General features: G+C 55.5%; 15 protein-coding genes, 1 tRNA gene and 1 rRNA gene. 5 read left to right on the top strand and 12 right to left on the bottom strand.

From position 1 onward, the window contains the following. Positions 1–10 precede the first annotated feature (10 nt). A 5S ribosomal RNA gene (gene rrf / locus H7850_RS08870) occupies positions 11–126 on the top strand. Positions 127–379: 253 nt separating this feature from the next. Next, positions 380–577: a hypothetical protein gene (locus H7850_RS08865; protein WP_227369157.1), complete on the top strand. Its 198-nt coding sequence runs from the start codon at positions 380–382 to the stop codon at positions 575–577. 101 nt (positions 578–678) lie between these two features. On the opposite strand, the gene H7850_RS08860 is transcribed toward H7850_RS08865, so the two are convergent. Together H7850_RS08860 and yaaA are read right to left on the bottom strand one after the other, a co-directional pair. Continuing rightward, complete coding sequence (locus tag H7850_RS08860) at positions 679–1,500, bottom strand: Tim44 domain-containing protein (RefSeq protein ID WP_227369156.1); 822 nt, start codon at positions 1,498–1,500, stop codon at positions 679–681. 92 nt (positions 1,501–1,592) lie between these two features. Beyond that, positions 1,593–2,366, bottom strand: coding sequence for a peroxide stress protein YaaA (yaaA, locus tag H7850_RS08855; protein WP_227369155.1), 774 nt, complete (start codon positions 2,364–2,366; stop codon positions 1,593–1,595). Positions 2,367–2,698: 332 nt separating this feature from the next. Here yaaA and H7850_RS08850 point away from each other — a divergent pair, with 332 nt between their 5' ends. Then, positions 2,699–3,208: a tetratricopeptide repeat protein gene (locus H7850_RS08850; RefSeq protein WP_227369154.1), complete on the top strand. Its 510-nt coding sequence runs from the start codon at positions 2,699–2,701 to the stop codon at positions 3,206–3,208. A 78-nt stretch (positions 3,209–3,286) separates the two neighbouring features. Here the strand turns inward: H7850_RS08850 and H7850_RS08845 are convergent, their stop codons facing one another. The 8 genes from H7850_RS08845 to H7850_RS08810 are packed head-to-tail and all read right to left on the bottom strand — an operon-like array spanning position 3,287 to position 7,991. After that, entirely contained in the window at positions 3,287–4,276 is a 990-nt protein-coding gene (locus tag H7850_RS08845) for an NAD(P)H-quinone oxidoreductase (RefSeq protein WP_227369153.1), read from the bottom strand. A gap of 35 nt (positions 4,277–4,311) precedes the next feature. After that, on the bottom strand, positions 4,312–4,854 hold the full coding sequence (locus H7850_RS08840; protein ID WP_227369152.1) for a TIGR00730 family Rossman fold protein: 543 nt from the start codon (positions 4,852–4,854) through the stop codon (positions 4,312–4,314). 44 nt (positions 4,855–4,898) lie between these two features. Then, a complete protein-coding gene (locus tag H7850_RS08835; RefSeq protein ID WP_227369151.1) occupies positions 4,899–5,420 on the bottom strand; it encodes a DUF501 domain-containing protein in 522 nt (173 codons plus the stop codon). After that, positions 5,389–5,721 carry a hypothetical protein gene (locus H7850_RS08830; RefSeq protein ID WP_227369150.1) on the bottom strand — a complete coding sequence of 111 codons (333 nt, stop codon included), beginning with the start codon at positions 5,719–5,721 and terminating at the stop codon, positions 5,389–5,391. The genes H7850_RS08835 and H7850_RS08830 overlap by 32 nt, the downstream gene beginning before the upstream one ends. 59 nt (positions 5,722–5,780) lie before the next feature. After that, positions 5,781–6,251, bottom strand: a complete 471-nt coding sequence (gene ybaK / locus H7850_RS08825) for a Cys-tRNA(Pro) deacylase (protein WP_227369149.1) — start codon at positions 6,249–6,251, stop codon at positions 5,781–5,783. After that, a complete protein-coding gene (locus H7850_RS08820; RefSeq protein WP_227369148.1) occupies positions 6,248–6,658 on the bottom strand; it encodes an acyl-CoA thioesterase in 411 nt (136 codons plus the stop codon). The genes ybaK and H7850_RS08820 overlap by 4 nt, the downstream gene beginning before the upstream one ends. A gap of 24 nt (positions 6,659–6,682) precedes the next feature. Next, complete coding sequence (locus H7850_RS08815; RefSeq protein ID WP_227369147.1) at positions 6,683–7,504, bottom strand: hypothetical protein; 822 nt, start codon at positions 7,502–7,504, stop codon at positions 6,683–6,685. Positions 7,505–7,562: 58 nt separating this feature from the next. Further along, a complete protein-coding gene (locus tag H7850_RS08810) occupies positions 7,563–7,991 on the bottom strand; it encodes a hypothetical protein (protein ID WP_227369146.1) in 429 nt (142 codons plus the stop codon). 40 nt (positions 7,992–8,031) lie between these two features. On the opposite strand from H7850_RS08810, the gene H7850_RS08805 reads away from it, so the two are divergent. Continuing rightward, positions 8,032–9,186 carry a MalY/PatB family protein gene (locus H7850_RS08805; RefSeq protein WP_227369145.1) on the top strand — a complete coding sequence of 385 codons (1,155 nt, stop codon included), beginning with the start codon at positions 8,032–8,034 and terminating at the stop codon, positions 9,184–9,186. Between the two features lie 194 nt (positions 9,187–9,380). Here H7850_RS08805 and H7850_RS08800 read toward each other — a convergent pair whose 3' ends face one another. After that, positions 9,381–10,205, bottom strand: a complete 825-nt coding sequence (locus H7850_RS08800; protein WP_413614148.1) for a tetratricopeptide repeat protein — start codon at positions 10,203–10,205, stop codon at positions 9,381–9,383. A 445-nt stretch (positions 10,206–10,650) separates the two neighbouring features. After that, positions 10,651–10,727, bottom strand: a tRNA-Met gene (locus H7850_RS08795). Positions 10,728–10,900: 173 nt separating this feature from the next. Between H7850_RS08795 and phbB the strand changes: the two genes are divergently transcribed. Further along, positions 10,901–11,647, top strand: a complete 747-nt coding sequence (gene phbB, locus H7850_RS08790; RefSeq protein WP_227369143.1) for an acetoacetyl-CoA reductase — start codon at positions 10,901–10,903, stop codon at positions 11,645–11,647. Positions 11,648–11,683: the final 36 nt, after the last annotated feature.

The following is an 11,683-nucleotide window of genomic DNA, read 5'->3' as shown; positions in this document are numbered from 1 at the left end:
ACCGTTTACGCCTGACGACCATAGCGAGCGGGTCCCACCTGACCCCATGCCGAACTCAGCAGTGAAACCGCTCAGCGCCGATGGTAGTGTGGGGTCTCCCCATGTGAGAGTAGGTCATCGTCAGGCACTTATTGCGAACCCCCGATCTCCTAGAGGTCGGGGGTTTTTGCGTGGGCTAAATAAAGCAATGAAAAGATCATGGAGCCTTGAACGAAAGAGACAATGAGAAATTTTTTGTGGAAGGCGGTGAACGTAAAATCTTTTTATTTATGTAAATTAATGTTATTAATAAGAAATACAAAAAATACAAACGTGGCATCCATGTGTAATGCGAGTTATCGTGCTGTAGTCATTTAATGTTCTATTCGAGGAGGCAGTCGTGCAAAAGAATTTGATGCGTAAACTAGGTTTGGCCCTGTTGATGGCGTTGATGCTGGGTGGGGTCGCTGCGTGCGAAGATCAGGGACCTGCGGAAGAAGCGGGCGAAAATATCGACGAAGCCACAGAAAATGCCGGTGACAGCGTAGAAGAGATGGGTGAAGACATTCAGGATGCTGCTGAAGACGCTCAGAACTGAGTTGTATTCCGCTTACAATAAGCTGTGAAAAGATAGGAAGCCGGTCAGTGCGCAACTGACCGGCTTTTTTATGGCTTTTTCATGAACAAGCGAGATGTGTATCAGACGCTCGGATTTTGTTCGATACCCTGGACGTACCAAGGCGCTCCATCGCGTAGATCGCGAACCAGGTACCAGGTTTCGTTGAACTCGTTTCGCTCGCCATTTTCATCCAGGATGCCGTGAAATAGCACCGTCGCTTCTGCCTTTTGACCATATTCCTGCACGTCGCCTAACTCGGCAAAAAGTCGCACACTTTCGGTACGGTTGTTAGCCAAATGGTGGGCGCGTTCTTCGCGTAGCTGATTATATAGCTCAGGCGTCACGTACTCCTGGATGCTGCTGAAGTCATTGTTGTCCCAGGCGCGCTGTAGCGTCATGAAGTGCTCCTTTGCTCCCGCCAAGAACTGTTCCTTGTTGAACCAGGCCGGATGAGATGACATGCGGCCATGATTGGTTGCCGCTGTAAACGCATGCTGCTGCTGATTATCTGCCTGCGCCTGATGCTCGGAGTAAGCCTGCGGCCCCGCGGCAGTCGATACCTTGCGCCGGCGACCAAAGAGACGAAAAGCAAGCCAGATGGCACCGGCGATCAGGAGTATGTCGATAAACCGCAGCTCGTCGAAGGCGCCGCCAAAAAACAGCGAGGCCAATAGGCCGCCCGCGAGCAGGCCCGCGAATGGGCCGGCAAAGCGTGACAGCCCTTTTGAAGGCTGACGCTGCGGCGTGCCTGCTGTTCTGCTTGTCGTACTGGAGGGAGTGTTTACAGAGCGGGATTGAGAGCCGAAGCTTTTGCCGCCACCGAATCGCTTAGCGTCGGCATGGTCGACAGCCAGACCGAAACCCAGCAAGCCGACCAGCAGCATGACTAAGAGATTACGCATATTGTGTCTCCAGAAAAGAGGGCGTCAGAAAAGGGAGGTTCATTCTAGCCTTTTATTCGGTGTTCGTATGCTGGATTTACGGGCCAAGAGGATTACGTTTCCTCGCGGATGAATACCAGGGTGTCACCTTCCGACATGGCTGAATTGAAGCGATAACCGGCAACGTCAAACGTTTTGATCGCGTCAGGCGAATCGATACGATTGCGGATCAGCCAGGCGCTCATCAAGCCTCGTGCTTTCTTGGCGTAAAAACTGATGATTTTGTAGTTACCGTTCTTGGCATCCTTGAATACCGGTGTAATGACTCTTGCCGAGAGACGTTTCATATCGATTGCCTTGGAGTACTCGTTGGAGGCCAGATTGACGAGCACGTTGGAGCCACTGCAGGCGATGGCGGTCTCCAGATCCTGAGTCAGGCGATCCCGCCAGAAGGCGTAGAGATCCTTGCCGACGGCATTGGGCAAGCGCGTTCCCATTTCCAGACGATAAGGCTGTATCAGATCAAGCGGTCGCAACAAACCGTAGAGGCCTGAAAGAATTCGCACATGATCCTGGGCAAAAGCATTATCTTCAGTGCTGAACGTCGACGCCTCAAGGCCGGTGTAGACATCGCCCTGAAAGGCCTGAACCGCTTGTTTTGCATTATCAAGATTAAAAGGCGGCGACCATTCGGCATAACGAGCAATGTTGAGACCGGCCAGTTTGTCGCTGATGTTCATCAGTTCGGCAAGCTGTTGCGGCGAATAGCCGCGCAGGATATCGACCAGCTCCATGCTCTGTTCGAGGTAGTCGGGTTGTGTGTACTGTTCTGTAGACGGTGGGGTTTCGAAATCCAGCGTCTTGGCGGGTGAGAGAATACTGAGCACGGGCCCTCCGCAGTTGTCGACTCTTGAAAACAAGGGTATCTCAAGCACTAGTACTAGGATAGATCGGACTTTCGTTATCTTTTTCTGCTACGACTGATGAAGTAGAATCTATGAATGCTGCTTCGCAGCATTTCGAATCGAATATATCGATATCGGTGATGCAATGAGGGATCGTCGGTACGCCTTGAGTAGTGATTGAGAGAGGCGTATGCTTGCCGGCCGATGAGTCGAGCTTTAAAAGGTTCATCGGTTGGCAGTAAGGAGATGGGGGCTCAGGAGGAGCCAAATTCGACATTGTCACCCAGGCATATTTGGATTTAGGGTTCTTAGCCATGGCGCAGGCATCTTCCTTGTTTACCCGGCTTGAGTTTCGGCTGGCAGAACAGCTTTTCCACACACGTTGGTTGCCACGCTCCCCGCGTACCCAACGCTTGACCTTGCGACTGTTTCAGCGTTGCGCTGAAGCAGGGCATGTCGACGCCTTGTCCGTTTACGGTCACATGCTGTTTCATCGCGGCATGACCTCTCAGGACAAGGCCAAGGGGGCACGCTATGTGCTTCAGGCCGCGCAGAATGGTGATCCTCATGCGCAATATCAGGCTGCCCGTATATATGAGTTTGGCTGTGCCCAATATCCGTGTCGGGATGATCATGCAGTGACCTGGTATGCGCGTGCAGGGGATTCAGGACATCCTCTGGCAGCGGAACGCCTGGCTCGTGCCTACGACTCAGGCGAGTTGGGTCTTTCTGCGGATGCTCAACGCTCTGCTTATTGGCAGGCTTTGGCAGATCGTGACATTGACAATGACGAACCCGCTGCTCGGGAGCTTCGAACTCACTGACCTTCCGCAAGCGTCCTGAAGAGTTCTGCCTTCCAGTACGGCGAGAATATCAGGACGTCTTGGCGAATCCACAACGATTCAATGATCCTTGGCTACCGATAATAGAATCTTGCCCACGTTCGAGTTGTTTTCCATGAATGCCATGGCCTTTTCCGCCTCCTGAATGGGGTAGTCCCTGTCGATCAGCGGATACAGTTCGCCTTTGGTCAGGTGCGGCCAAACATACGCCTGCAGTTCGTCAAGAATCGCACCCTTGTCCTGAGGCGACTTACTGCGCAGCGTCGAGCCGATCAGCCGCTGTCGTTTCATCAACATGCGGCCCAGATCCAGCTCGGCGCTGCGCCCGCTCAAGATGGCGATCAGCACTAGACGGCCATCGGCATTGAGCACTCTTTGATTGTCCGCAAGATAGTTGGCGCCTACCGGGTCCAGGATGACGTCGACACCCTCGCCCCACTCCTTTACGGCATCGACGAAACTGCCGTTATGGCGATTCCAGCCGGCCTCTGCTCCTAGTTCTTTACACCTTTCTATCTTTTCGTCGCTGCCCACCGTCACGAAGCATGGATAGCCGAAGGCTCGACATAGCTGGACAGCGGTACTGCCAACGCTACTGGCACCGGCATGCAGCAGCACGCGTTCGCCTTTGCTCACGGCATGATCGAGACCACCTTCCATGAACAGGTTGAGCCAGGCGGTGGCGAACATCTCGGGCAGGGCGGCAGCTTCTCGCAATCCCAATCCTTCGGGTACTGGCATTACCTGTTGCTGGTCAACGACTACTTCTTCGGCATAGCCACCGCCCGCAAGCAAAGCACAAACCTTCTGGCCCGTTTTCAACGGGCTCACGCTCGGCCCTGCTTCCGTGATCGTCCCGCTGACTTCCAGGCCCAGAATGTCGGAGGCGCCGGGAGGCGGGGGATAGTTGCCCGCACGCTGTCCTGAATCCGCCCGATTCATGCCGGCCCAGGCAACGCGTATGCGCACCTCGTTGTCTTCCAGTGGTCCTGGCGAGGGTTGTTCACACCATGTCAGTGTCTTATCGTCATCGATCGCAATAGCGAACATGGGACTCTCCTTGATCCGTGGTTCCGTCAATGGGTTTACAGCTGAGATTCGAGAATGTCCAACAGGGCATCCGGGGTGCTTGCACTCTGCAGCTTGGCACGAGTCGTCGCCGCTAGAAAACCGGCATTCGCTGCATCATCCATGAAGCCTAGCAACGGCTGATAGAAATCCGCCACATCGAGTACCCCAATGGGCTTGTCGTGCAGGCCCAGGTATTGCCAAGTCCATACCTCGAACAACTCTTCGAGCGTGCCAATGCCGCCAGGCATGGCAATGAAGGCGTCGGCGTGTTCCGCCATGATCGCCTTGCGCTCGTGCATGCTGTCTACCTTGATCAGCTGGCTCAGGCCTGAATGGGCCATTTCACGGTCGACCAGATGATGAGGTATGACACCTATTACCTCTCCGCCAGCTTCGAGAGTAGCATTGGCAACGATTCCCATCAGGCCGATATGCGCACCGCCATAGACCAGGCCAAGGCCTCGGGTCGCAATGCGTGTGCCCAGCTCGGCGGCGGCTTCTCGAAACCGTGGATCATGGCCTTCCCGGGCCCCCAGATAGACACAAACTCTGCGCATGCTCGTTCCTGTTGTCGTTCGTTTTTTCAAAAAAGAGGAAAAGATCAGGGTAGGTCGTCAATGACGCCGTATTCTGCATCCAGCCATTGACCGATCACATTATCGCCACACAGATGATGGGCATATTGGGTATGCAGGCAGCGCACCTGATGCCAGTTGGCGATGCCGCCGATACCGCGCTGTCGAAACAGGTCGATATACCCGTGTTGCTCTGCCTGCTCGCGATGTTCATCTCGCATGTAGTGCCAGCGCTGCGCCACATAGTCTTCATGACTGCGCCAATAGGCGGCGAGAAAATCCGGGTCGTCCTGAAGGCGTGCTTCCAGCTGCTTGATCACGCCGCTTGCCTCGATCCGCGACAATACAACCTTGAGTCGATCGGAGCTGAGCCAGTAGAGCGTCGGAAAGGGTTTGCCATTGACGATGGATTCCATGCGCAGCACCAGCGGTGTACCTTGCCCATCCGTGGCGGTAATGGCTTGGATGCCTTGGGGCGCGCGCCCAATCTGGGCCTCAACGATGGCTAGCTGGTCGTCAGTGGGAGTTTGTGTGGTCCGGATCACCATGGTCGTCGGGATCTCGTAGAAATTTGTTCGAGTGTGCCACGCCGCGAAAGAACGCCTTGTTGAGCTGAATCGGGGTCGGCACATAGCGCCATTTACGTTCACAATAGTCTGTGGCGCGTAGGATCAGGGCATCATACAGACGATTGAAGGGCGAGTCATAATCGTAGGGGTCGGCGCCGAACAGGCGAATATGGGGAAAGTCTGCGAAACGCTCGATGAAATAGCGTTCCAGATCTGCCTCGATGGTACGGTGACGCTCGATGTTGTCCGGATCGAGCCAGAGATCGTAGCGGATGGCCATATCAGACTCCAGGGCAGCGCGATGAGATATTCAGTGTGACAGTTTATTTGGCTCAATATTCAGTTTCTTGCCAAGGCCGCCAGGTGGGCCCGAGTGAGGCGCTGCAGCTGCGCCGGGGAAAGGGCGACCTCCAAACCGCGTCGTCCGGCGCTCACGTACAGGCGTTCAAGATGCCCGGCGCTGCTGTCGATGAATGTCGCTAGACGCTGCTTCTGACCCAGCGGACTGATGCCACCAACGACATAACCGGTGGCGCGTTCCGCCACTGCTGTCTCGGCTAATGCTGCTTTCTTGGCCTTGGCGGCCCGCGCCAAGGCCTTGAGATCAAGGGTTCGGGATACCGGCACCAGTGCCACGGCCAGGCGCGATCCATCGATGTCGACGATCAGTGTCTTGAATACTGAGTCCGGTGGCAGGCCCAGAGTCTGTGCGGCCTCCTCGCCGTAGGTTCTCGTGTTCGCATCATGAGTGTATTCGAGCAGCTCAAAATCGACACCGTCACGCTGCAATAGGTCTATAGCCGGGGTCATGCACGACTCTCGGTGTCTTCCTGCAGATGCTTTTCCAGTTCGTGACGGATCTCTGGCGGCAGCGGCGTCGCACGCTTGGCTGCGTGATCGTAATAGACCATTACGGTATTGCCCCGGGCCCCAGGGCGGCCTTTCTGCCAGGCTTCCTGGGTAACGGTGAAGGAGCTGTTGCCCAGACGTGAAAGCCAGGTGCGCAGTTCGACATCCTCGCCATAGAACAGCTCGGCGTGATATTCCACTTCCATGCGCGCCATGATCAGTGTCCACTTGCGCGGATCGAGATCCGGTGTGAACAGGCGAAAAAGGTCGTTGCGAGCCCACTCGAACCAGGCTGGAAGGCGCGTGTTATTGATGTGGCCAAGCGCATCGGTATCGTAAAAGGCAGGCTCTATTTGGCGAGTAAACATGATCATGCCCCTATGAAAAAAGCATCAGTTTGGATTGAATTTGGCAACCTTACGACTTTGCCACCAGCGCTGTAGGCGGGTCCATAGCAATAGCCATAGGGTCGCCACCACAAAGCCGAGCAGGGTGCCCAGGGCAAGGCCCAAGGATGTATAGGTCAAGGATACGCACAGTGCATAGCTGAGCAGCGACCCGAGCCCCGCCGGATAATGCTTGATGACCGTGGCTGCCGGTGCGATTCCGTGGGTCAGGTGCAGTATGACCAGAAAGGGATACATGGTGACCGGGAAGGCGGCGAGAATGCCGGCCCAGGCGGTGGGCACCACATGGGCAAGTCCGGTGATCACAAAAATGATTGCCGCGGCCAGGCCCGAACGAAAAGCCAGCGCCCACCAGGAGAAGCGGCCCTTTGCCGTGGTTCGGGTATCCGGCACGCGACGATAAAGCCAGGTGAATGCCAGGATGGCCGCCAGCGTGGTCAAGGTGCCGCTCAATCGATTGAAATCTATTTGTGCCAGAATGGCGCTGGCAGCTAGCCAGCACAAAAGGCCGCCTGCGGTGCCTGCCAGTACACCCGCGACACCGTTCCGTCGCCCGCAGAGTAAGTAGCCACCTCCAAGCGCCAAGGTCGAGGTAAAACCGGCAAGGGTATGTACGGCGCTTTCGGCGGCAAACTCGGGGGATAGCTCGAGACCAATGAAGAATAAGGCGATGGCGGTTCCCAGCGGGTATCCTGATAGCAGCCCGGCAACCCGCGTGCTGACCCGCTCGGCAACCATCGACAGACCCAGCACGATGCCGATGGAAATGAGCAGTTTGGCAATCTGGAGGGTTAGCGGTACTTCCATTGTAAATTCCTTCACTCCATCGAAGCTGTCTTATACATTACTGCTTCATGAGTCATAGCTATATGAGACGTTGGGCCTGTTTGTCCGCCCAGGCCTGTTCCAGAACCGGTTTCAGTGGCTCACGCAGGTGCCCGGGAAGCGCTTCGATTGCCTGGCTGACATTCGGGAAGGAACGGTTGCGTAGCCAGCAGTAAGCCCAGGCGCAGGCTTCGCACTCATCCCGGGGTACAGGGCGGTAAGGCATTTGCACCAATAAAAACAGTGACGTTCGGGCCGCCCACAGGGGCGGTTGCCCACTATTGCTCCAGTCATTGAGCTGCTTGCCGTCAGGCGCAGTTTCCTCTGGCTCGCCCAGTTTGGCCAGACGTGCAGTGTCAGCAAGAATCATCGCCAGCCGATCAGGACTGGCCTGTCCCAACAGCCGCCAATGATCGACCAGCCGTGAGGTGCCACGCAGAACCTTGGCATAGAAGATGCTTTCAGGCATGTTCGATCTTCCGAGTCGCTATGGTAAAGGAGGCATCATCATGCCCTTCGATTTTGTCACGTTCATCGATCGTCACCAGTACCCAACGCAGAAGTGGCAGCGCTACGAAGACGATGTACTGCCCCTATGGGTTGCCGATATGGATTTCGTTTCACCGCCCGCGATCGTCGAGGCGTTGCAGGCTCGGGTCGATCATGGCGTATTTGGCTATGGCCGAACACCCGATAGCCTGCTTCAAACGCTCTGCCAGTGGAGTCAGCAGCATTACGACTGGGAAATTATGCCGGAATGGCAGCTCTGGCTGCCAGGTGTCGTTCCGGCGTTGCATTTGGCAAGTCTGGCGTTGACCGAGCCCGGGGAAGGTGTGCTGACCGTTACCCCAATCTATCCGCCCTTTCTCAAGGTGGCAGAGCATACCGGGCGACTTGCTCAAACCGCTGAGCTGACCGAGCCGTCCGCTTTGGGTGAAGGCTGGCGCCTTGACCGGGAAGCGCTGGAAGCGGCAATCACGCCGCAGACGAAGCTGTTGCTCTGGTGCCACCCCCATAATCCTACCGGACGCGTCTGGCAGCACGAAGAGCTCGCGGTCATCGCCGAGTTGGCTGAGCGTCATGACCTGCTGGTCGTCTCCGACGAGCTGCACTGTGACCTGATTCTCGAAGACGAGTCTCATCGTCCATTGGCAGCCCTCTTCCCCGAACTGGCGGATCGCATCATTACGATATGGGCACCATCCAAGACCTTCAATGTGGCTGGACTTTCCTGTGCTTGCGCCGTCATCTCGAATGCAATCCTGCGTCAACGCTTTGAGCAGGCGATGAGCGGGTTGATGCCAGGCGTCAACGTTCTGGGGCTGTTGGCTGCAGAAGTTGCCTATGCCGAAGGGGAGACTTGGCGTCAAGAACTGCTCGATGTTCTGCGGGCCAACCGTGAACGCATCGGTGAATACGTCGAGCGCTGGCCTGGCGTTTCCTGGCAAGTGCCCGAATCCACCTATCTGGCCTGGCTGGATCTACGCCAGGCCGGTCTAGGCGATTCTCCTCAGCGTGTTTTGCTCGAACAGGCCCGAGTCGCCCTCTCCGATGGAGTTGATTTCGGCTGGCCGGGCTTCGTACGTTTGAATTTCGGTACCCCGACGGCACTGCTGGAGCAGGGACTGCAGCGGCTCGACGAGGTGCTAAGAGCCTGTCCATGATCTGCTGCGCGTTGGTCATGCATCGTTAAATTCGGAATCAAAATACTCATTTACACCAGTAAACTCCGTTTTCTCGTCCGAATTTGCCTCGCCTGACTCTAGCTCGCAAGATCGTGACCAGGCTCTAGGCAAGTAGCCGATAGTGAAACGGCGAGCCAAGGCCCGCTGTCAAATAGTGCGTGAAGCCTGCTATCTCAATAGAGTAGGGCAAACAGCTTGCGCCGATAGGTCACGGTCAGGGGATGGTCCGCTCCCAAGGCGTCGAAGACACGCAGCAGCGTCAGGCGAGCGGCATCGTCGCCGTAAGCGCGATCACTTTTCATTACATCGAGCAGTCCATCGAGGCCGGTCTCATAGTGCCCATCGGCTACCTGACGCAAGGCGCGTTTATAGCGAGCTTCACTGTCATCGCGTTCTTCGAGTGCCGTCAGCTCCTCTTGACTGGGCGCCTCTTCACCGAACTCGATGCGAGCACGCACTCCGCGCGCCTTGGCGCCTTCGCGATGCTCCGGGGGCAGATTGTCCAGAAGCGTTTTTGCCTCTTCCGCACTGCCTTCTGCCAGTATCGCGCTGGCCAGCCCGATCTGATAGTCGTGATGTTCCGGGTACTCCTGAGCCAGCTGTTGATAGATAGCCCGGGCGCTGGCCGCATCACCGGCGGCGAGAGCGGCCTCGGCCTGCTCCTCGGGGCTGGCCGGAGCCTCCTGAGGCGCTTCGATGTACTGAGCCAGCCATTCGCGGATCTGTTTCTCGGGCAGCGCCCCCTGAAACTGATCGTAGAGCTGCCCTTGACTGATCAGTTTGACGTCCGGCACCGAACGAATACCCAGCTGGGTGGCAATCTGCTGGTGTTCCTCGATATTGAGCTTGGCCAGAACGAAAGCGCCATCATACTCTTTCGCCAATTTTTCCAGTATGGGTGTCAGCGTCTTGCAGGGTTCACACCAGGGCGCCCAGCAGTCGAGCAGCACCGGTAGGGTGGTGGAGCCTTCCAGTACCACTTGCTGAAAATTCGTCATATCGACATCGACGATGTAGGACGACGGATCAGTCTGAGAAGAGCCTGTTTGCTGGGATGATTCGGAAGATGTAAGCGGAGCTCCGGAACGCGGATCGACAATCGGCATAGCGCTTGGCCTTCTAGAGGTGAAGATACCCTAATAACTGCGGGTGATCCGAGATGGATTCAAGGGCGATTTATTTTGTTTGTCATAGAGGTCGCGGGTTTTCAGTGCTGGAAAAGCAGTGCTTCCTTGAAAGAATCGTCGTAGATAGTAATCAAAAAGCGCCTTCTTTTTTCTGAAATAAATATGAGAAATGGAATGCTACCGATTATTGTATTTTTAATTATTTGGTAGGAATGTTCATCGGCCTCGAAAAACATAAGCTTTTTTGACGATACATTGAAGCCGGTTCGACATCACAAAAAAACCGATACTTCGTAGTATCGGTTTTTTTGAAATTTGGTAGCGGGGACCGGATTTGAACCGATGACCTTCGGGTTATGAGCCCGACGAGCTACCAGACTGCTCCACCCCGCATCAGATTGTGCGTTGCATTATAAGGTTGTTCCATAAAGTGTCAAGCGCCCAAGGGCCGGACAAGAAGGGAAAACTCGTCCATACTTCTCAATGTGGATGTAATGATAACGGCATCCATACTATGAAAAGACTGACATCGTCAGTTTATTTGTCATGACTCAGGGGGAGACAATATGACACAAACAACACCCGTGGCTTGGGTAACCGGTGGAACCGGAGGGATTGGCTCCGCTATTTGCCGCGAACTGGCCAGGGAGGGCTATCAGGTCGTCGCAGGTTATCGTAATCCAGACAAGGCAAAGTCTTGGCTAGAGGAGCAAAAATCCCAAGGCTTCGACAACATTGCGCTTTCTGGAGCCAGTCTGAGTAAATACGAGGATTGTGAGGCCGGCGTCCGCGAGATCCAGGAGCAGTATGGCCCCGTGGAAGTGCTGGTCAACTGCGCCGGTATCACCAGGGATACCACCATGAAGAAGATGACCGAGGATCAGTGGCGCGAAGTCATCGACACCAACCTCAACTGTGTCTTCAATACCTGCAAGAGCGTGCTCGCTGGCATGCTGGAGACAGGGTACGGACGCATCATTAATATTTCTTCAATCAACGGTCGCAAGGGGCAGTTCGGTCAGGCCAACTATGCTGCGGCCAAAGCCGGCATGCATGGGTTGACCATGTCTCTCGCTCAGGAAACCGCAACCAAGGGTATCACCGTCAATACCCTGTCGCCGGGCTACATTGCTACCGATATGATCATGGACATACCGGAGAAAATTCGCGAATCGATTCGCGAAGGTATCCCTGTGAAACGTTTCGGCGAGCCCGAAGAGATCGCTCACGCGGTCACGTTCCTGGCGCACCGTAATTCAGGATTCATTACCGGGGCCAACCTTGATATCAATGGCGGCCAATTCATGGGCTGAGGGCGATACAGCGTTGAGTTCACCCTGCTATTTATA

This window comes from Halomonas sp. M20, assembly GCF_020622265.1.
Classification (GTDB): domain Bacteria; phylum Pseudomonadota; class Gammaproteobacteria; order Pseudomonadales; family Halomonadaceae; genus Modicisalibacter.
The sequence above is the reverse complement of the archived record's forward strand: the minus strand, read 5'-3'. Positions and strand labels throughout refer to the sequence as shown.